The sequence below is a fragment of the Ignavibacteriales bacterium genome (genome assembly GCA_026390575.1).
In the GTDB taxonomy this organism is placed as follows: Bacteria; Bacteroidota; Ignavibacteria; order UBA10030; family UBA10030; genus Fen-1298.
In genome coordinates this window covers 69,880-91,979 of the sequence record JAPLFR010000013.1, presented here as the reverse complement: position 1 = coordinate 91,979, position 22,100 = coordinate 69,880, and the positions used below count along the sequence as shown (strand labels likewise).

Here is a 22,100-nt window from a genome sequence, read left to right as displayed (position 1 = left end):
TAATTCCTATGCTTTTTAACTCTGTTTTTATTACCGGAGGTGCCGGTTACTGTGGTAGTCTATTGGTTCCTCAATTACTTTCACGTGGCTACAAGGTCACTGTCTATGACATCATGTATTTTGGGAATGATTTTCTACCAAATGAAAATTCAAATCTCAACATTATCCAGGGTGATATCCGTGATACAGCTAGAATTTTAGCTACTTGCAAAGGCCATGATGCTTTTGTAAGCTTAGCCTGTATTTCCAATGATGCCAGCTTCGAGTTGGATGAACGCTTATCTACTAGCGTCAATCTTGATGCTTTTGAACCCATGGTTCTGGCAGCTAAGCAAGCAGGTATTAAACGATTTGTTTATGCATCCTCTAGTTCGGTGTATGGGGTCTCCGACAAACCAAATGTAACCGAAGAACATCCTTTGGTACCACTTACTCTCTATAACAAATACAAAGGGATGTGTGAACCGTTACTTCAGAAACATACTGATGACAATTTTGTTGGAGTCATTTTTCGACCGGCTACCGTTTGCGGCTATGCGCCACGTCAAAGACTGGATTTATCGGTGAACATTCTTACCAACCTTGCGGTTAACAAAAATAAAATCACTGTTTTTGGGGGTAATCAATTGCGTCCCAACCTTCATGTACAGGATTATTGTGACACCGTTGAGCTATTACTTAAGGTTCCATCTGAAAAGATTCAAAACGAGATCTTTAATGTTGGGTATCAAAACATGACCATTATGGAAATTGCACATTTAGTAAAGAAGGTTGTGCAAGAGGAGTTTCCTGATAAGAAAGAAATTGGAATTACAACCACTCCTAGCGATGATAATCGGTCATACCATATCAATTCTGATAAAATTAAACGTGTTCTTGGCTTCCAACCCACACACTCAACAGAGGATGCGATTCGCGGACTTTGCCATGCATTTCGGGATGGAAAACTACCTGATAGTTTTGATAACGATTTTTATTTCAATGTTAGACGTTTAAAACGACTTCAGGCCGTATGACTCCGAAACCTATCGCAATAGTCACGGGCGGTGCCGGTTTTATTGGCAGCCATATGGTTGATGTTTTACTCGATAACGACTTTGAAGTTCGTGTTATTGATAATCTTTCAGGCGGTCATGAGCGGAATCTCTCACATCGGGCTTCGGATCCATGGTTACATTTCGAGAAGAAAGATATTTGTTACTTAGAATCCGACAATAGTCTTTTTCATGGTGCAAAATATGTATTTCATTTTGCAGGCATCGGTGACATCGTGCCATCGATTGAACACCCGATTGCCTACATGCAAACCAACGTGCAAGGGACTGTGCGGGTGTTGGAAGCGGCACGGTCGGCGGGGGTTGACAAATTAATATATGCGGCCTCTTCCTCTTGTTATGGTCTTGCGACCACTCCAACCCGGGAAGACCACCCTATTGCACCACAATATCCTTACGCACTAAGTAAATATCAAGGCGAGCAGGCAGCCTTCCATTGGCATCAGGTTTATGGTTTGCCAGTAAATTCAATACGTATTTTCAATGCCTATGGAACTCGTGTGCGTACTACAGGAGTTTATGGTGCTGTGTTCGGAGTATTTTTAAAACAGAAACTATCAGGCAAACCTTATACAGTTGTAGGTGATGGTAATCAATCGCGCGATTTTCTCTATGTGACTGATGTTGCTCGGGCCTTTCTTGCTGCAGCACAAACGAAAAGAAGCGGTCAAGTTTATAATGTTGGCGCCGGTGCACCAAAGCGGATTAACCATCTCGTTGAATTACTCAGCGGTGAAGTGGTATATGTTCCTAAGCGACCAGGTGAACCGGATTGTACATGGGCCGATATTGGAAAAATTACCACTGAGTTGGCATGGCAGCCGAATGTAAACTTTGAAGAGGGTGTGTCAATGATGTTAGCGGAGATTGAAAACTGGAAAGATGCTCCGCTTTGGGATCCTAATTCTATTGAGAAAGCAACGCAAACCTGGTTTAAATATATGGGAAATAAAGATACAAAATGACGGCAGAATATTTCGAAAAATATCGCTATAAGTTGAAAACATTTTCTGAGCTAATTGATTTGATTGGTACATTTCCACGACAGAAAAAAGTTATTTTGTGTCATGGTGTTTTTGATGTTGTCCATCCAGGGCATGTCCGTCATTTAGCCTATGCAAAAACAAAAGCTGATATTTTAATAGCATCTATCACATCCGATCGTTATATCAAAAAAGGTATTTATCGCCCCCATATTCCGGAAGGACTTCGTGCATTAAATCTTGCTGCCTTCGAGATGGTTGATTATGTCATGATTGACGACCAGGAAACGCCACTGAGAACGCTTGTGGAACTCAAACCAGACTTTTTTGCCAAGGGATTTGAATATACATCAACGGGTTTGCCACCAGCAACACAGGAAGAAGCGGATATTGTTGAAAGTTACGGCGGGCAAATGATCTTTACACCTGGTGATGTGGTTTATTCATCATCTAAGTTTTTGAATCTCTCGCTTCCGCAAGTGCAATTAGAGAAACTATTGATCTTGATGCACGCGAACGAGATTACCTTTGAGGATTTACGCCAAACAATTCAAAAATTATCAAATTACCATGTACATGTAGTTGGAGATACAATCGTTGATTCCTATACGCGTACTACTTTTATTGGAGGGCAAACAAAGACCCCCACTTTTAGTGTGCTTTACCAAGGACGGGATGACTATATCGGTGGTGCAGGCATCGTTGCGCAACATCTTCGTGCGGCAGGAGCAAAGGTAACATTCTCCACTGTTCTTGGAAATGACCACATTAAGGATTTTGTTATTGAAGGATTGCAAGAGTCTGGTGTCCAGATTATCCCGATTATTGATTCGACCCGACCTACTATTCAAAAAAATGCTATCATTTCTGGTGGATATAGGCTCCTGAAAATCGACACTCTTGACAACCGACCGATTTCGGAAGATATCCTTCAGAAACTTACAGAATCGATTCAGCATTCATCTGCAAATGCGATGGTTTTCAGTGATTTTCGCCACGGAATTTTTAACCGTATGAGCGTGCAAGCTCTGACTCAAGCAATTCCAGATAGAGTTTTTCGGGTTGCCGATAGTCAAGTTGCAAGTCGTTGGGGAAATATTACTGAGTTTAAAGAATTTGATTTAATCACTCCTAATGAACGCGAAGCTCGTTTTGCATTAGGCGATCAAGATTCAACAGTGGGACGGCTTGCCAGTTTGTTACAGGAATCTTCCGGCTACAAGAACTTAATTCTTAAATTGGGCGATCGAGGTATTTTCTGTGTCAACCAAAATTCGGAAATAAAAAATTCTTATTTTTCAATTGATTCTTTCGCCGGTAATGTTGTGGATGCTGTTGGTGCAGGTGACGCGTTGCTTGCATATGCTACACTGACCATGTTGGCTACGGGTTCCTTAGTTATGGCAGGTATCATCGGGTCAATGGCCGCTGCCTATGAATGCGAGTACGACGGAAATATTCCAATCCGACCAGAGAATTTGCTTTCAAAAATTGATGCAGTTGAAAAAAAGATCAATTACAACACAAGCACTATCATATGAGAGTAATAGTTGCAGGTCTCGGTGTACAAGGCTACAAACGTCGCAAACATGCTGGCAATGATTTTATTGCCAGCGTTGATCCCGTTAATAAAGAAGCAGAGTATCGGAATATAGAAGATGTACCTTTGGGTAATTACGATGCTGTCCTCGCTTGTATCCCTGATGAGCCGAAAGTTGAGATTTTGCGTTATGCACTAGCCAATGGCAAGCATGTACTTGTGGAAAAACCACTTTGGGCTGCCCATGATGAGGAAATAATTGAGTTGGAACAACTTGCACGGACAAAAAAAGTTGTCTGCTATACTGCTTATAACCACCGTTTTGAACCACACTATATTGCAATGCGTGATCTTATTGCTTCCGGTAAATTAGGAAAAATCTATTCTTGCCGTATGTTTTACGGAAATGGTACAGCAAGGTTGGTGCGTGATAGTATTTGGCGTGATCAAGGTGACGGTGTGTTACCCGATCTTGGATCACATTTACTCGATACGTGCCGTTTTTGGTTTGGTTATGAATTGGGAGAATTTAAGTTGACTGCTGCCCATAATTTTGAAAATATTGCTCCTGATCATGTCATCATTAGTTCGGAAGAAAATCAACCGCGGATCGAACTGGAAATGACTCTATGTATGTGGCGCAATCACTTTACATGTGATATTCTGGCTGAGAAAGGAACAGCCCATATTGAGTCACTATGTAAGTGGGGACCAACTACCTTTTCACATCGTGTGAGAGTACTCCCATCAGGTAGGCCGCCAGAAACGAAAGTGACTCTTATCCAAGAGGATTCTACTTGGGCAGGTGAATATGATCACTTCAAGCAACTTGTAAAATCAAATACAATTACTGATCTCTCTAATGACCTTTGGATTCAAGCCACTATTCGCAAACTTGGTTCATCAATAAAAACTAACAAAAAAAAATAGATGGCTAAAAAAGCAAATAGTAATCCAAGTCCGATACATTCTGAAAATCAAAAACCGTTGATCGGTTTCGCCGGGCTCACCCATCTAGGACTTAACTCAGCAGTTGCCAGTGCTGCCCGAGGTTTTCAGGTAGTTGCCTATCACAATGATTTTACATTAGTAAAGCAGCTTAGCAACGGAATCCCCCATGTGGTTGAGCCTGGTCTGCCAGAACTTTTAACAGAACATCATGAACGATTGATTTTTAGCAACGATTCAAAAAGTCTCTCAAATTGCGATATCGTCTACATCGCTATAGATGTACCGACAGATGATCAAGGCACAAGCGATTTGACTCCAATATATGGCATGGTGAAGACAGTTACTGCTGTTATGCGCACTGATTCTCTTTTGGTGATTCTTTGTCAAGTTCCGCCCGGATTTACGAGGCAAATAGAATGGCCGGCAAAACAATTGTTTTATCAAGTTGAGACATTGGTCTTTGGTCGAGCTGTTGAACGCGCTGTATATCCAGAACGTTTCATTTTAGGCTGCGCCAACCCAGGGCAACCGCAAGATGAAAGACTTCTCATTTACCTGAAAGCCTTCGAATGCCCGATTCTTCCTATGCGCTATGAGAGCGCCGAATTAGCAAAGATTTCTATTAACATGTGTCTCGTAGCTTCAATAAGTACTGCAAACACGCTCGCGGAAATATGTGAACACATTGGTGCCGATTGGTCTGAGATTGTGCCGGCGCTTCGCCTTGATAAACGCATTGGTCAATTTGCCTATCTAAGTCCCGGGCTGGGAATTTCCGGTGGCAATTTGGAAAGAGATCTCGCGACGATATTGCGCTATGCAGAGAAACACAACACGGATGGCGGTGTTGTAGCGTCATGGGTAAAAAATTCTGATCACCGGAAAGATTGGGCATGGGATATGTTCAAGAGCCTTGGACTTGACAAGAAGATGACTATTCGGATAGCCATATTGGGCCTTACTTACAAGGAAAATACTCATTCCCTCAAAAACTCTCCCTCACTTATTTTTTTGGCACATTTATCTAATTATAAAGTAGTGGTATTTGATCCGGCAGCATCGCTAGAAGCCACAAGTTCAAAAGTTCTTCGTACAAATACTGCGCTTGAGGCTATAAAAGGAACCGATGTTTTGGCGATCATGACGCCCTGGGCTGAGTTTCGCCAGATTTCACCTGATACTCTTATGCAGAACATGAATAGTCGAATTGTCTTAGATCCATACAGAATGTTGGATGGAATAGCCTTGAGGGCAAATGGATTTGTGTACGCAACACTGGGAACATCTTTTAAAGGTTAAATTATGTTGACACATCTTAACACTGAGCCAGTCTTGCCTTCCCGTGTTGTCATATTGGGTGCAGGTGGTTTTATTTCCTCAGCTGCACAACGTAAAATTGAGGAGAATAATATTCCGGTTTTAGCGTTAACTCAGGCAATGCTAGATTTAACGCATAAGAATGCCAGTGATCGATTAGCAAGCTTATTGCTTGCTAACGATGTTCTCCTATTTGTTGCTGCTATAGCGCCGGTTAAGTCCGAGGCAATGCTAATAGAGAATCTACGGATTGGCGAAACAGTCTGTAATGCATTGAGAAAGATTGCTGTAGGTCATGTAATTTATATTAGTTCCGATGCGGTATATGCTGATAGTAATACACCTCTGACGGAGCGTTCCTGCGCACAACCCGGATCTCTTCATGGAATAATGCATTTGGCGCGAGAGGTTATGCTTGCAAACGCATGGCATGGTCCGCTTTGCTTTTTGCGTCCAACTTTAATTTATGGCAAGGATGATCCGCACAATGGTTATGGCCCAAATCGTTTTCTAAGGCTCGCTGTTAATGGAGAAGAAATTGTGCTTTTTGGTGAGGGAGAGGAGCGACGAGATCATGTGTGGGTGGAAGATGTTGCCGAGCTATTAATTCGTGTATTGATACATCGAAGTACAGGTATTCTCAATATCGCGACTGGAAACGTAATGTCTTTCCGTGAGATCGCTGAACTGGTTGCACGATTGACAGGTCATTCACCAAACATCAAAAGCACGCCAAGGATTGGACCAATGCCTCATAATGGATACCGACCGTTTAATATCGAATCTACGTATTTAGCATTTCCGGATTTTCGCTATACATTCCTGTCCGAAGGACTTCGATCTATTGCTGATTCAGATTCTATTTTAGAGAAATTAAATTGAAGGAAAATTCATCAATCCTTTTTTCCCAAAACACAGTTGAAACAATTTGTGCAGTGGTTCTTCTAAACTCAGTTGGCGATGCCCTCCTTCAGTTGCGTGATGAAAAACCTGATTTATCAGCGTCTGGTCTATGGGTTTTTCCAGGTGGGCATAAGGAACCTGAAGAAGATATTCAAACTTGTGCTGAACGAGAATTTTTCGAAGAAACCAATTACCATTGTGGGAATTTACGTTGGCTTATGCAGATTGTAGATTCTTTCTTATGTCAGAATCAAATGATCCTTCATATTTTTTGGGATCATTACGACGGTCAAAGTGCTATTATTTGTCAGGAAGGACAAGCTTTGGAGTTTATTTCGCGCGAACGAGCATTGGATATTGCTATGCCAGCCTATCTTGTTGCGATTTGGGATCTTGTCAGACTGACATCAAAAAATTCTAAGTAATAATTCTTTTTAGTGGAAAATTTTATTTTAAGAATCGAATAAATGAAAGTTCCTTATACCGCATTTGACATAATGAATGCACCTATTCGACAGCAATTGATAGCGGCTTTTGAAAACGTCATTGATAGCGGACGTTATATTCAAGGTCCAGAGTGCGCTGCGTTCGAACAAGAGTTTGCTTTATTTTGTGACACTCCTTTTGCATCAGGAACCTCTAACGGTACAGACTCATTATATTTAATTCTTCGTGCCATAGGTGTCGGTCCAGGTGATGAAGTAATAACCGCTCCTAATTCCTTTATCGCATCTGCTTCGACAATTGCTCTAGTTGGAGCAAAGCCGGTTTTCGTTGACGTAACTGAGGATTTGAATATCGATCCTGACAAAATTGAAGAGGCGATTACGCAACGAACAAAGGCCATTGTCCCAGTCCATCTCACTGGACGTCCGGCTAAATTGGTTAAAATAAATCAAATAGCTAAAAAGCATAATCTTTTTGTTCTTGAAGACGCCGCTCAATCAGTTGGCGCAAAGCTCAAAGATAAACGGGTTGGGAGCTGGGGAGATGCAGCAAGTTTCAGTTTGCATCCTTTGAAAAATCTCCATGCTTTTGGAGATGCAGGTATCATCACAACAAAAGATACCGGACTAATTGAACGATTCAACATAAGTAAAAACCATGGACTACGAAATCGTGATCAATGTGATTTCTGGAGTTTCAACTGTCGGCTTGACGAGTTGCAGGCAGCATTGCTGCGTATTCAATTGCGGGAATTGGAGCGTTGGACTAAAGAGCGCCGTGAACTGGCTTTTCGTTATAATCGACTATTGGGAACCTTCGTCAAAGTGCCGTTAGAAGCACCAAATGAATTTCATGTTTATCAAACCTATGTGGTTTTAGCAGAGCATCGGAATGAGTTACAAAAATTCCTACGTGAAAATGGCGTGGAGGCGTTAGTGCACTATCCAACCCCAATCCATATGCAACCTGCAGCAGCTGGTTTGAACTATAGGCCAGAGGATTTCCCCGTAACTCTCCAACTAAGCAAACGAATTATAAGTTTACCACTCTATCCGGGACTCACACATGAGCAGCAGGATTTTGTTGTTGATCTTATCGGTACCTTTTACAAAAAGTAAATAATATAATATGAAAGTACCATACAATTATCTCCCGATGCAATTCTTAAACCATGATGCTATAATTGCTGAGTGGGAAAAACTAATCCTTTCAACAGAATTTACATTGGGCTCATATGTTGAAAATTTTGAAAAGGAATTTGCTAAATTTATAGGATGTAAGCACGTAATCGGAACAAACACAGGGACAGATGCGCTTATTCTCGCATTAAAAGCATTAGGGATCGGACCTGGAGACGAAGTAATTTCTGTACCGACAACTTTTTTTGCAACGATCGGAGCAATTATCGCTGTTGGTGCCCGACCTGTTTTTGTGGATATCGATGATCGCTATCAAATAAATGCACACCTAATTCCAGCAGCAATATCTTCAAAAACAAAAGCAATCCTACCTGTTCACTGGGGAGGTGCAGCGCCTGATATGAAAGCTATCATGAATCTGGCAAACAGTCATGGGCTCAAGGTAATTGAAGACGCTTGTATGGCGCCTGGGGGAAGGATCAATAATCAGCGTTCAGGAACTTTTGGTCATGTCAACGCCTGGAGTATGCACCCTTTAAAACCACTTAATGTAATGGGAGATGGCGGGATGGTAAGCACTGACAACGATGACCTTGCAGAATGGATGCGAATGTATAGAAATCATGGCATGATTAACCGTGATCACAATAGTATTTGGGGAGTAAATATGAGATTACAACCTCTGCAGGCTATAGTGGCCAGCTACATCCTCAAGACAGTGGATGAAACTGTTAAGGCACGAAATAAAAACGCACAAATGCTAGATGACGGACTCAAAACTTTAGCTCCTTTTGTCAAGATACCTCCCAGACCGAAGTGTTACAGGGATACTTTCAGCCTCTATATGGTAAGATTTGAAAAGCGTGACGAATTAGTTAAATATTTAAATGAACTAGGAATTGAAGTAAAAATACATTACCCAATTCCTTTGCATTTGCAAAAAGCTGCAAAACCACTTGGTTATAAAGAAGGGGACTTTCCTGTTTCCGAAGCATATGCGAAGGAAGTTCTTACGATTCCGGCGCATCAATTCATTACACCTGAGCAAATAGAATATATTCTTGAACACATACGGGATTTTTACATCAAAAATCCTAGTTTTTACATAGAAAAAATAAGACAATAAAAATATTATTATCATTGGAAGATAGTATGGCAAATAAATTACAACAACCACCAGATTTTAAAATAGCTGATTCAAAGAAGCGTTGCCGGAAGATAAGGCGGCGCATTTTAGAAATTTCTCAGCTTCATGGTGCTATTCATATCGGCGGGTCATTTTCCTGTTTGGAAATGGTAGACGTAATTTATTATGGACTCATGAGACGGACTAACGATGGTGATTTTCACGACAGTTTTATCTTGTCTAAGGGACATGGTTGCATGGTTCTCTATGTGGTCCTTGAGCAATTAGGTATCCTGCCTACTGAAGATATTGAAAAATACTGCACTGCAGATGGTCGACTGGGAATGCATCCTGACCGAGGTACTCCCGGAATTATTACTTCTACAGGTTCCTTGGGGCACGGGCTTGGAATGGGGGCAGGACTGGCTCTATATGAAAAAGTTACTCATGGTGATCGTGATATATTTGTTGTGATGTCTGATGGGGAATTGCAGGAAGGATCTGTCTGGGAGATTTTCTTGCAAGCGCCAGCCTTGAGACTCAATCATCTAATAGGAATCGTGGACTACAATAACCTGCAATCGATGGACTTCACGACGAACACACACCCAAATTTTTATCCCATCGTTGAAAAAGTGAATGCTTTTGGCTGGGAAGCTGTTGAGGTAGATGCTCATAATCAGGAGGCAATTTACCATGCAATTTCTACGCGTTCTCGTAAAAAACCTTTCTTGCTAGTTGGAAAATCTGTTAAGGGTAAAGGGGTAAGTTACATGGAAAACAAACCGATATGGCACTACCGATCACCGAATAAAGATGAGTTTAAACAGGCCATGCAAGAACTTTCAGATTAGTCCAATACAATAGATTAGCATTAACTCATAATAATTTTATTAAAAGAAACCTTTCAAATGAGAGACACTTTTTCTTACACACTGCACGAAGTCGCAAAAAGGGTTCCGAATATTTTTATCATCGTAGCCGATATTTCGCCTGCAGCAAGCATGGAACCTTTTAGGAAGGAATTTCCCGACCGATTCTATAATGTCGGAGTTTCCGAACAGTCGATGATATCTTTATGCACTGGTTTGGCTTTGCGAGGATGCCATCCTTTTGCATACACAATTGCCCCATTTGCAATCTACCGTCCATTCGAACACATAAGGGTAGAACTTTGCTACCAGAACCTGCCGGTAACCATTGTCGGAATAGGGGCAGGAGTAGCGTATTCAGTAAGTGGAGCTACACACAATGCAATTGAAGATATAGGTGTAATGAGCGCTTTACCCAATATGTCCATCATAGCACCTTGCGACCCGGAAGAATTGAAACCTGCTATTTGGGCATGTACAAATCAAAAAGGACCTGTATATCTTCGATTAGGAAAGTCCGGGGAACCAGTCCTGACTAGAAATGCCCCTGAACCATTTGAGTTTGGAAAAATTCGAAAAATCAAAGCTGGTTCTGGAGTGGCTGTCGTGGGATATGGACCAATTCTCTCGATGGCATTTGAAGCTGCTGAGCAGCATCAAATGAAAACTGGTGTAGAAGCAGCTATTTTCTCAGCGCATACTCTCAAGCCCCTAGACACCGAATGCATAAAATCTATTCTGAGTGAATATGAAAGGGTCATCATTTTAGAAGAGACTACTCCTTCAGGAAATCTTGCAGGGCAAATAAAGCAGATTGCTTGGGATTTACATGCAAATTGTAGAATACGGTCTCTCGGCTTGATAGATCAGTTCATAAAATGCTATGGCACCAAAACAGAAGTACTGGCAGCGCATGGTGTAACAATGAACGCCCTTCTCGATCAATTTATTAATTAATAAAAAATTTTAAGGAGTTAAGGAATGAAAGAAATTAATTTCATGGAGAAACTCCATAAAAGTACAAAGCGAGATTACACTGAGAGAATTGTCAAATATGACAAGGCTCAATGTGCTGAAGTTTCTTGTAAATTCGGAAAGGATTATTGGGACGGAGACCGACGATACGGTTATGGTGGTTATAAATATATGGATGGATATTGGAGGCCAGTTGCTGAGGCAATGGTGAACCATTACAAATTACAAGAAAATGCTAGGATTCTCGATATAGGGTGTGGAAAGGGATTTTTACTTTATGAAATTACTAAAATACTACCCAAAGCGGAAGTGTACGGTATTGACATTTCCAATTACGCAGTTGAAAACGCCAAGGAAGAAGTAAAACCAAGAATTAAAGTCGGGAATGCAATTTCGCTACCATTCGAAAACAACTCGTTCGATTATGTATATGCCTTAGGGTGCATGCATAATCTATATAATTTCGAGTTGTTTAAAGCTCTCAAGGAAATGGAACGGGTTGGCAAACAGAATAAATACACGATGCAGGAATCGTATCGCAATGAAACAGAGAAAATAAATATGTGCAATTGGCAATTAACTCAACACTCATTCTATAGCATCCAAGAGTGGATTTGGTTTTTTGAACTGGCAGACTACACAGGTGATTATGGATTTATTTTCTTTGAATAATGAAGAAAATCTATCAAGATAATATTATTTTAATTTTAATTTATTTCTTTTCGTGTCTAATATACAAAAGCTTGTTTCAGTTTTTAAGATGTGATTTGAGCTGTCACTGCCTCGGAGCTTGCTCCGAAACAGTATAATAAGGACGACTAATCTAATAGTATGCGAAATCCCTAAAACATATTTACATACAAAGGAATACTCCCAATTTTGAATAAAAATGTCTACTTGAGTATTTTGTCTCCAGATGATCTGAATTTCATTAGGCAAAAAATGTCATGCCCGTGGATACAACTGACGTAAAAACAGGAAATATATTTTTACACCTAATGTTATTTAAAAACCAGTTGTGTATTATCAAATTAAATCTGAGCAAGTTTGTATAACACAACAACCTTGTGAAACCTGACTTCAAGCTAATTAAGCTTCATACAAGAAAAAAAATAATCAATGGTGGACAATGTATACTGAAAAGCATGCTTTACATAAACGTCAAGAATCTTATCGTCCTGGACAGTTACGGACCGTGTCTGTGGATGTGACACCGAAGTGCAATATGAATTGTCCTCATTGTTATGCTGAAACATTTCGGAAAGCCACCACTGTAGATATTGATGTGCTCGTTGCTGCCCTCAAGGAATTTCATGATCTTGGCGTTTTCCATTGGGTCCTTCAAGGTGGCGAACCGATTGTTGATATTAAGAGATTGGAAGCCGTGTTGCGCGGTTGTAATCCCGATGAGAGCTACATAACTGTAGTAAGTAACGGTTGGCAGATGACAAACGATTGTATTCATTGGTTGAAACAACTTAAAGTTGACAAAATCGCGTTTAGTTTGGACTCTGGAATTTCCAATGAGCATGATGCCATTCGTCTCCCCGGATCATTCATTAAGGTATGTAATGCGGTTGACAATGTATTGGCGGAGGGACTGCATACTTCAGTTTCGATTACCGTAACACGCAATAGTCTTTATTCAGAGGGCTTTAATGCTGCTCTTGCGTTTGCCCAGAACCGTAAGATACGTGTTGATATTCAGATCGCGGAACCGGTTGGTAAATGGGATGGTAAGAAGGATTTTCTTGTTCGTCCTCAAGATGCCGCATATCTGAAGAAACTGCAGCAGGAGTTACCTCCTAGTACGAATGGCCAACGGGCAATTCATCGAGATATTTACACTGGGAATCGAGACCATTGTCCTGCAGGCACCGAATTCATGGCGATCTCATCCGACGGACATGTGTTACCTTGTAATTTCCTGCAATATTATTTGGGAAGGATTGGAGAGTTCTCCATCAGAGAAATGCGTGATGCGATTATCTCAAGTCCGTGGTTTGATGGTACTCAACCGCGTTGCATTTTAGGAGAGGATGGCAATTTTATTGATTCATTTATAATGCCATATAAGGATATACCTAAGCCACTTGATGCATATGCTATATTTAGTATCAAACAACCAGGAGGTCATAGTAGATGACTGAAAGTTTTGACGGATTTAAAAAGACAGGACTTGATTCCGAGATTGAGCAACGAATTGCGGACCATATGGCGAAATACAACATTTCAAGTTCTGATGCTGTAAAGCACTTTCCGGTTTTAGCTCGTCGTCAACTGCTTAAGCGTTTCTTGTCTCATGTAGAGCTCTTCAAAATGACGCTTAGCATTCCTGGCGATATTGTCGAACTGGGAGTTTTCCGCGGACTTGGTTTGATGACGTGGGCCAATTTATTGGAATCCTATTGTATAGGTGACCGCACTAAAACCGTTTATGGTTTCGATAACTGGGAGGGATTCACGGAGTTGTCACCTGAAGACGGAAAAGACGAAGCACAAGGTCAAAAGATTGTGGGAGGTTTTTCTCCCCATCAATATTACAGGGAACTAATTGATGCCATCGCGATATTTGATAAAGATCGTTTTATCCCTTGGAAGCCGAGAATTAAGCTGGTGGTTGGGAACATTGAGCAGGTTGTGCCAAAATTTTGTGAGGATAACCCTGGGATACGCTTTTCATTAGTACACTTCGACTGCGATTTATATAAACCTACAAAAGTTGCATTAGAGGTGTTGTGGCCGCGTATTCAACGTGGTGGTGTGATAATTTTTGATGAATATGGTATTCCCGAATGGCCTGGAGAAACTAAGGCCGTTGATGAGTTACTCGAAAAACATCCGGAATTGCACTTACAGACCTTTGATTGGACCAATGTTCCTGCCGCGTATCTAATAAAACCATGAGTAATTCAGCAAGCTGTCACTATTGTGGATCAAGTCGGATTGTTGAGATTGTAGATTTTTCTGGACTGCACCGGGTAACATCCGATTGTAAGCCATGGCGGTCAGGTGGCCGACTTGGATGGTGCCAGGACTGTGGGTTTCCTCAGACAATCATTGATGATGCATGGCGAGCTGAAGTTAGTCTTATCTACAATAATTTCACGGTGTATCACCAATCTAACGGTCTAGAGCAAAGTGTCTTTGACCTCGTAACCGGGAAGCCGAATCTGCGATCGGACTACTTACTACAAAAACTGTCATCGGAACTTGACTTAGATTCGGTTGGACATCTACTCGATGTTGGCGCTGGGAATGGTAATTTTCTTAAAGCGTTTCACCGTATCCGGCCTAATTGGAATCTGTCTGCCTCTGAATGGGACGACAAAGGCCTTCCCGATTTGAAACAAATTCCAAGATTTATTCAACTGTATACAGGGGAATTTAAGCATATTGGTGACACTTTTGATTTACTGTCTCTTATTCATACCCTGGAACACCTTCCTCAACCACTTGCAACCTTATGTACTTTACGCGGTCTTATTAAGCCAGATGGATTTATTTTTATTCAGGTTCCTGACTGTTCGATTAACCCATTTGCTCTGTTAGTCGCTGACCATTGTTCCCATTTTAATTTATCTAGTTTACGTATTCTAATTGAGGCAGCGGGCTTTGAGGTGATAACAGCAAACAATCAATGGATTCCAAAAGAAATTTCTCTATTGGCTAGACCTAAGACACATCAGACGAGATTGCACTTACCACAAGAGCAGAGTCAATACTTGATCCATCATGTAAACTGGATTAAACTTATCGTTCACCAAGCCAAACAGGTAGCAGCTTCTCGGTCACTCGGAATATTTGGTACTTCGGTTGCTGCTACTTGGCTGTGGAGTGAACTCATATCCCAAGTTAAGTTTTTTGTCGATGAAGACCCTTCTCGTTTGGGGCGAACTCACTGTGGGCTGCCAATCCTTACGCCCGCTCAAGTTGATCAGGACGCTGCTGTTTATCTATGTCTTGCGCCCAAGGTTGCCGAGACCGTTCAAGCACGCCTCTCAAGCCAAATCCCACATATCATTATGCCTCCTTCGTTTTCCAATGGATATTAGACAAACCAATTCGATTCTTGTTGTCGGAGGGGGGTCAACTATAGGTCGCAGTTTGGTAATGTCCTATGAGACTGATTCAAAGTCAATTTGGCAAACAACTCGTCATCGTAGTAAAGTGAATGATCAGTGCCTATTTCTTGATCTGTCTGATAACGAGGATTGTTGGTTTTTACCATATACACAAATTAGAACAGCAATCATTTGTGCAGCAGTTACATCACATGAGCAATGTCGGAACTTTCCGGAGTTTAGTCGGAGAATAAATGTTGATCGCACAGTAGCACTTGCCACTAGCCTGACTAATGCTGGAGTTTTTGTGATCTTCCTCTCGAGTAATGCAGTTTTCAATGGTGAGACGCCTTTTGCAGGATACATAGACCCAATCAATCCCCAAACTGAGTATGGTCGTCAGAAAGCAGACACAGAAGAGCAACTCTTGAAATTGGGGGATAAAGTCGCAATTGTGCGATTTAGCAAAGTAATCACTCCGGAAATGCCGCTGATAAAAAGATGGATTTGGGATTTGAAGGCTGGAAAAGTGATTCATCCTTTTTTCGATATGGTGATAGCACCAGTACCAATTGGATTCGCTGTGGCGGTGTTGCAAAAAGTTGCTTTTGAACATGTTCCGGGAATTATCCAAGTTTCGGCAAATCAGGATGTGACGTATGCTGACCTTGCTCGGTATATTGCGTATAAGTTGGGTTCTGATAAAGAGTTAGTCAAACCAATTTCATACTTGGATGTTAGACATACGTATGCACCGAAAAACACTACTCTCGATTGCAGTCGATTGTTTGAGTTGGGTATCTTTCCCCCTGATCTGTGGACAGGTGTAGATAATACATTTGAGTTTAGTAAAGTATAGATCAAGTAAATCTATATTTGCTTTTCATGCTCAACATTCACCTGCCAGCGCTGGATATCTTCATGACCATAATAATAGCATAAACTTATTTCTGGAAAAATGATTAATCCAAACTTATGAGTATTTTAACTTTTATTCAACGACAGATATTTGATTTACAGCAGGGCGGACATGCTGAATTATTCAGAAAGATGAAGATAGCCTTGCGGATTCTCTCCAAGTCGTTATTGTACTTTTTTCTAGGGATTCTGAGTATCCCGGCTATGTTGGCAATCCGTCTGATCAGGCCATGGTTGCTGGTGCGATGGGGTGGCTTGATTAGTTCGAGAATTGGTCACTTCGCCGCTAATACAGAGTTGTACTTCTGTGAGCGAGACGCTAACATTAATAAACCCATGCAGCGCTATGTGGATATTTTCTATATGGCTCATAAGCCTATCTGCAATCAGCAACTAGCGTCCATGTGGGAACGGGTTCTCCGTGTCTGGCCTACTTGGATTATTGCTCCCATCGCCCAAGTCAATCGACTGATTCCCGGCGGTCTTATACACGAGATTGGAAGTAACACCCAATTTGATCGGGATGTTCACAATCTGCTGAATCGATTCCCGCCACATCTAAAATTTACTTCTGAAGAAGAGACTCGCGGCGAGGCTTATCTGCGTGCGATGGGAATACCGACCGAGTCCCCTTTTGTCTGTTTGACTATCCGTGACAGTTCATATCTGAACATTAATCAACCGGGTGATTGGAGTTATCACAATTATCGCGACAGTAATGTACAAAACTTTGTTCTGGCTGCTGAAGAGCTTGCTAAGCGCGGTTACTTTGTAATCCGAATGGGGGCAATCGTCCATGAAACTTTAAAAAGTGCACACCCGCAAGTTATTGACTATGCTACCAATGGTATGCGGAGTGAATTTCTTGATATTTATCTGGGGGCAAATTGTGATTTCTGTATTTCGGTTGGAACCGGTTTCGATGCCATTCCATATATATTCCGTCGGCCAATCGTATACGTAAATTTTGTACCACTTGGATATTTAGGTACTTATGTAAAGCAAGCACTTTGTATCCCTAAGCACCATATTCTGAAGAATGACGATAGAGAGCTTACACTCAGCGAAATATTCACTAGGGGCGTTGGTTTCAGCTTATTTACTTCGGATTTCGAATCTAAAGGCATACAACTCATTGAGAACACCCCCGAGGAAATTCGCGATGTTGTAATTGAAATGGCAGAGCGGTTGAACGGCACTTGGCAGCCTGACGAAAATGATGAATCTCTTCAGAAACGTTTCTGGGATATCTTTCCTACCGAGGTTGTAGACCCTAGTAACAGACGACCTTTACACGGCGAGATCCGGTCCCGCTTCGGTGCGCATTTCCTTCGCAACAATCGTGAATTTTTGAAATAAAACCGAAAACAATTCATACGCCCAAGACCAAGTACACTACACAATCGAATCTGTGAAAAAACCTTCCAGCATTGTTTCCATATTCAGCGAGTTTTTGACCCGCTACCCGAGGCATTTTTGCCTGCTCTTCCTGCTCTTGGCGATAGAGGGCGCAGCGGCTGCGATGTCGGTGTTGGCGATAGTGCCCATGGCGGATTTCCTGGTTGATCCATCCCTAAAATCGGCCAGCTTGATCACCAACTTTGTAATCAGGATATTTTCCGAAGTCGGGATGTCACCAGGTTTCTGGTTATTTGGCATTTTCTTTGTAGGCCTGAATTTCATTAAAGGCACGATGGGGGTCGTAATTCGCTATACGATTCTGCGAATCAAATACGCTGTGGTACGCGGGCTTTTTGGTGATGCGTTGCATTCCTTCTTTAAAGCCCGTTGGGAATTTTTCAGCGGCTCGGATCAGGGGCGATTGCTTAATACGCTCAACAAGGAACTCAACAACATTGGGGACACACTCGGTCATTTGGCAACCCTGCTGGCTCAGATCGTTCAGGTAGTTATCTACCTAATTGTACCGGTGTCGTTAAATGCCCGTCTTACATTTACGACACTGGGACTTGCAGTGCTTTTTGGAGTGCCATTCATGTTCCTTAATAGCATCGGCTATCGATTGGGTAAGCGTAACACCGAGACCGCCAATGTGCTTATGGGAGTTTTGAGTGAAGTAATGAGCGCAGCACACCTGATCCTCGGTTTTGGCCGTCAGAGTCTGGCAAAAGAACGCTATCTGAACGCCTTCGATCAACATGTGCATGTCACCCTGCGCTCGCAAACACTTAGTACAGCGGTACCAAATTTTTTCCAACCCTTGGGGATGTTGGCTGTTGTGGTGGCTATAGGCTTTGGGATTCAACAAGAAATGCACTTCTCTGAAATGGCCGCCGTCATGTGGAGTTTGCTGGCCGTGTTACCGATTCTGGCAACATTGCTTCAGAGCAACATCACCGTCAGTAATTTCTTACCCAGCTATGAGCAGCTTGCATCACTTCGTGAAAAAGCGGCTGAGTTCGAGGAGGTCGAAGGGAAGCGCATCTTTGCTCAGTTAGAGCGTGACATTCAGCTCAAAGACCTGGACTTCACCTTTCCGGGGCGATTACAGACCTTGACGAATGTAAATATACAAATTCGAAAAGGTCAGATGACGGCTTTAGTTGGTGAATCTGGCTCGGGTAAATCGACGGTGACAGATCTTGTTCTGGGCTTGCAGATTCCTGAAAAAGGACAAGTTCTGATCGATGGGGTGCCACTTGGTGAGTGGAAACAAAACAGTTTTCGGGAACGAGTAGGCTATGTGCCGCAGGATCCGCTGCTGTTTCATGCCTCAATTCGGGATAATCTGCTTTGGTCGTTCGAACAGGCTACCGAAAACGATCTTTGGGAAGCCCTGCGTCTGGCGAATGCGGAGAGCTTCGTCAAAGAACTGCCCCAAGGTATCGATACTGAGGTTGGCGACCGCGGTATTCGTCTTTCCGGTGGTCAGCGCCAGCGTATTGCACTCGCCCGGGCGTTGCTGCGCAAGCCGGAGTTACTGATCCTCGATGAAGCAACTAGCGCGCTGGATTCTGAATCGGAAAAGCTCATCCAGAAGTCAATTGAGAGGGTGGCCCGTGACACGACTATTCTGATCATTGCTCATCGACTCTCAACGATAGCGAAAGCGGATCAGGTATATGTCATACGACAAGGCATGGTGGTTGAGGAAGGCCCATTCAGTGTACTGAGCGCCATACCTGGAAGCATTCTAAATACCATGATCGCCGCCCAGCAACCGTTGGAGCAGGAGAGGCAGACAGAAGCAGCGGGGTAACTTCTAAACGTGCACAAACAAATTGATGTATCGGTACTAAAACATTAATTTACGGATGAGTGAAAATGAATATTGAGATGTATAGAATATTTTTCAATATTCAACAAGAACACTGGTGGTTTGTAACCAAGAAGAGTATCGTTTTAGATACCATAAGTAAATACCTGCCTGCAAACATTAATCATAGAATTCTTGATATTGGGTGTGGGAGTGGTCTAATGCTAAATTCTTTAGAAGCAATTGGACAAACCTATGGCATGGACATGTCAGATGATGCAATCAATTTCAGTAAAGAATTATTTAATGGAAAGGTAGAAAAGGGATTCTTGCCAAACCAAATACCATATGATAATAATTTCTTTAATCTTATTACTGCATTGGATGTAATTGAGCATATAGATCAAGATGTTGAGTCCTTGAAGGTGATGCACTCATGCCTCGCTAAAGATGGAAAGGCGATTATTACGGTACCAGCATATATGTTTTTGTGGTCAGCGTTTGATGAGATGAACCAGCATAAGCGCAGATATACTTTGACCGAGCTTAAAACAAAACTTTTAGATGCGGGGTATACGATTAAAAAAATAACTTATTTTAACACATTGCTTTTTCCTATTGTATATGCCGTTCGTATTTTAAATAATATTTTAAAGCGTAGTGGGGCATCGGATATTGAAATGCCAGGAAAAATATCGAATTACATTCTTAAAAAAGTGTTTGGTATAGAGAAGTATCTACTTAGATATATTAATCTTCCATTTGGAGTTTCAATCTTAACTGTAGTTGAAAAGTAACAAATGGTATATTGTTCTGGAGCAATAATATGAATATGATTATTGGAAATGGAGTGATTGCTAATCGTTTTATTGATTATTCTTTGCAGTCATCTTATCTGATTTTTGCTGGTAGTGTGTATGATTCAACTAGTCATGATGAAATAGCATTTCGTCATGAGGAAGAATCAATAAAAAATGCATTACTAAACAACCAGATGTCAGTTTTTGTTTATTTTAGTTCCTGCGATATTCTTGACTTAGACAAAGCTAATTCTCTTTATGTAAGGCACAAGATTCAAATGGAGAAGTTGATTCAAGATTCTGCAAACAAATATCTCATATTTAGATTACCACAACTGTTTGGATTATCAGATGAAAAAACAAGCATAGTTAACTACCTTGTTGATGCTATTGTTGAAGGTAAGAGCTTCGATCTTTGGCGAAATGCCGAAAGGAATCTAATTGATATTGATGATGTGCATCTAATTGTTGATTATATCCTCACTAACAAATTATATTCTAATCGAATAATTAATATCGCCTGTCCACATAATACTTCTATACTTGAGCTAGTACAATGTATGGAAAGTTATTTTTACCGTAGTGCCAAGTATAATTTAGTTGATAAAGGAGCAAGTTATTATATTGATATTTCTGAAACCTTAGAAATTATAACTAAGTTAAATATTAACTTTAAACAGGGCTATATACTAAAAGCGATCAACAAATATTTTCGTCATTTAATTAATAAGCCGTTGCTTTTATCGGTTATAGTACCAACCTATAACGAAGAACATGGTATTGAAGAATTCTATAGACGAACTAAGTATGTTCTTAAAATATTAGAACCTAGATTTGATCATGAAATTATTTTTGTAAATGACTTTAGTACTGATAATACTTTTGATAAACTTCAAGCTTTATCTAAAATTGATCGCTGTGTAAAATTAATAGATTTCTCGCGCAATTTTGGTAATCAGATCGCAATTACTGCTGGCATTGACTTTTCTCGTGGTGATCTTGCTATCATTATTGATGATGATTTACAAGATCCACCTGAAGTGATGCTTAATTTCATTGCGATGTGGAGCATCGGATTCAAAGTTGTCTATGGTGTGCGCCCTATAAGACAAGGTGTTAATGTGTTTTTTAAATTATTAGCTAAGATTTATTATCGTCTCATTAATAGATTAAGTGACACTAAAATTCCAAACGATACTGGCGACTTCCGCTTAATTGATCGGATGGTGATAGATAAACTAAAATTGATGAGAGAAGGAAACCGTTATTATCGAGGGATGGTCGCTTGGGTTGGTTTTTCTCAGATTGGTTGTACTTATGAACGAGACAAAAGATATGCCGGCAAGTCTACCTTTTCAATCAAAAATTACATTAATTTTGCAATACAAGGGCTAACATCGTTTACTGACAAGCCTCTATACATTGTCAGTTTATTAGGAGCATGTATTGCAGGAATCGGGTTTTTATTAGCAAGTATATTAATAGTTAACAAAATCATAGATCCTTCTATCTCCATCCGTGGCTGGACTTCACTTGTGGCCATTGCCGTGTTTCTTGGAGGAATTCAGCTTTTGTCAATAGGCACGATTGGGGTATATATCGGCATGATTTATAGAGAGGTTAAGGGTAGACCTTTATATATTATTGACAAAACTACCAATCTTAATGAATAAGAATAGTATCCATCGGTCGATTCCACGCATACGGTTTATTTGATAACCGTTCGCATTCGGACTGCATGCTGTTGATCATTCACACTTGGGATCAGATAAATTGTCAAAAAACCAGGTCTT

20 protein-coding genes are annotated in these 22,100 nt (G+C 41.1%); all 20 read left to right on the top strand.

Features of this window, described 5'->3' with window-relative positions:
• The first annotated feature begins 8 nt into the window (after window positions 1-8).
• Window positions 9-1,016: an SDR family oxidoreductase gene (locus tag NTX44_11190; GenBank protein ID MCX6122166.1), complete on the top strand. Its 1,008-nt coding sequence runs from the start codon at window positions 9-11 to the stop codon at window positions 1,014-1,016.
• On the top strand, window positions 1,013-2,020 hold the full coding sequence (locus NTX44_11185; GenBank protein ID MCX6122165.1) for a GDP-mannose 4,6-dehydratase: 1,008 nt from the start codon (window positions 1,013-1,015) through the stop codon (window positions 2,018-2,020). The genes NTX44_11190 and NTX44_11185 overlap by 4 nt, the downstream gene beginning before the upstream one ends.
• A complete protein-coding gene (locus NTX44_11180) occupies window positions 2,017-3,579 on the top strand; it encodes a PfkB family carbohydrate kinase (GenBank protein ID MCX6122164.1) in 1,563 nt (520 codons plus the stop codon). The genes NTX44_11185 and NTX44_11180 overlap by 4 nt, the downstream gene beginning before the upstream one ends.
• Window positions 3,576-4,508 carry a Gfo/Idh/MocA family oxidoreductase gene (locus NTX44_11175; GenBank protein MCX6122163.1) on the top strand — a complete coding sequence of 311 codons (933 nt, stop codon included), beginning with the start codon at window positions 3,576-3,578 and terminating at the stop codon, window positions 4,506-4,508. Before NTX44_11180 ends, NTX44_11175 begins: the two co-directional genes overlap by 4 nt.
• Window positions 4,509-5,828 (top strand): nucleotide sugar dehydrogenase, encoded by a 1,320-nt coding sequence (locus NTX44_11170; GenBank protein ID MCX6122162.1) that lies wholly within the window; start codon window positions 4,509-4,511, stop codon window positions 5,826-5,828.
• Window positions 5,829-5,831: 3 nt separating this feature from the next.
• A complete protein-coding gene (locus NTX44_11165; protein ID MCX6122161.1) occupies window positions 5,832-6,728 on the top strand; it encodes an NAD(P)-dependent oxidoreductase in 897 nt (298 codons plus the stop codon).
• Window positions 6,725-7,174, top strand: coding sequence for an NUDIX hydrolase (locus tag NTX44_11160; GenBank protein MCX6122160.1), 450 nt, complete (start codon window positions 6,725-6,727; stop codon window positions 7,172-7,174). The genes NTX44_11165 and NTX44_11160 overlap by 4 nt, the downstream gene beginning before the upstream one ends.
• A 42-nt stretch (window positions 7,175-7,216) precedes the next feature.
• Entirely contained in the window at window positions 7,217-8,314 is a 1,098-nt protein-coding gene (locus tag NTX44_11155; protein MCX6122159.1) for a DegT/DnrJ/EryC1/StrS family aminotransferase, read from the top strand.
• 10 nt (window positions 8,315-8,324) lie between these two features.
• Complete coding sequence (locus tag NTX44_11150) at window positions 8,325-9,461, top strand: DegT/DnrJ/EryC1/StrS family aminotransferase (GenBank protein ID MCX6122158.1); 1,137 nt, start codon at window positions 8,325-8,327, stop codon at window positions 9,459-9,461.
• Window positions 9,462-9,487: 26 nt separating this feature from the next.
• Complete coding sequence (locus NTX44_11145; protein ID MCX6122157.1) at window positions 9,488-10,315, top strand: transketolase; 828 nt, start codon at window positions 9,488-9,490, stop codon at window positions 10,313-10,315.
• A 57-nt stretch (window positions 10,316-10,372) separates the two neighbouring features.
• A complete protein-coding gene (locus NTX44_11140; protein MCX6122156.1) occupies window positions 10,373-11,290 on the top strand; it encodes a hypothetical protein in 918 nt (305 codons plus the stop codon).
• A gap of 24 nt (window positions 11,291-11,314) precedes the next feature.
• A complete protein-coding gene (locus tag NTX44_11135; GenBank protein MCX6122155.1) occupies window positions 11,315-11,980 on the top strand; it encodes a class I SAM-dependent methyltransferase in 666 nt (221 codons plus the stop codon).
• 457 nt (window positions 11,981-12,437) lie between these two features.
• Entirely contained in the window at window positions 12,438-13,454 is a 1,017-nt protein-coding gene (locus NTX44_11130; GenBank protein MCX6122154.1) for a radical SAM protein, read from the top strand.
• A complete protein-coding gene (locus NTX44_11125) occupies window positions 13,451-14,215 on the top strand; it encodes a class I SAM-dependent methyltransferase (GenBank protein MCX6122153.1) in 765 nt (254 codons plus the stop codon). The genes NTX44_11130 and NTX44_11125 overlap by 4 nt, the downstream gene beginning before the upstream one ends.
• Complete coding sequence (locus NTX44_11120) at window positions 14,212-15,363, top strand: class I SAM-dependent methyltransferase (protein ID MCX6122152.1); 1,152 nt, start codon at window positions 14,212-14,214, stop codon at window positions 15,361-15,363. The genes NTX44_11125 and NTX44_11120 overlap by 4 nt, the downstream gene beginning before the upstream one ends.
• Window positions 15,353-16,231 (top strand): sugar nucleotide-binding protein, encoded by an 879-nt coding sequence (locus NTX44_11115; GenBank protein MCX6122151.1) that lies wholly within the window; start codon window positions 15,353-15,355, stop codon window positions 16,229-16,231. Before NTX44_11120 ends, NTX44_11115 begins: the two co-directional genes overlap by 11 nt.
• 116 nt (window positions 16,232-16,347) lie before the next feature.
• Window positions 16,348-17,649 carry a TIGR04372 family glycosyltransferase gene (locus tag NTX44_11110; protein ID MCX6122150.1) on the top strand — a complete coding sequence of 434 codons (1,302 nt, stop codon included), beginning with the start codon at window positions 16,348-16,350 and terminating at the stop codon, window positions 17,647-17,649.
• Window positions 17,650-17,701: 52 nt separating this feature from the next.
• Complete coding sequence (locus NTX44_11105; GenBank protein ID MCX6122149.1) at window positions 17,702-19,510, top strand: ABC transporter ATP-binding protein; 1,809 nt, start codon at window positions 17,702-17,704, stop codon at window positions 19,508-19,510.
• Window positions 19,511-19,575: 65 nt separating this feature from the next.
• Window positions 19,576-20,304 carry a class I SAM-dependent methyltransferase gene (locus NTX44_11100; GenBank protein ID MCX6122148.1) on the top strand — a complete coding sequence of 243 codons (729 nt, stop codon included), beginning with the start codon at window positions 19,576-19,578 and terminating at the stop codon, window positions 20,302-20,304.
• Window positions 20,305-20,333: 29 nt separating this feature from the next.
• Complete coding sequence (locus NTX44_11095) at window positions 20,334-21,980, top strand: glycosyltransferase (protein MCX6122147.1); 1,647 nt, start codon at window positions 20,334-20,336, stop codon at window positions 21,978-21,980.
• The last annotated feature ends 120 nt before the right edge of the window (window positions 21,981-22,100 follow it).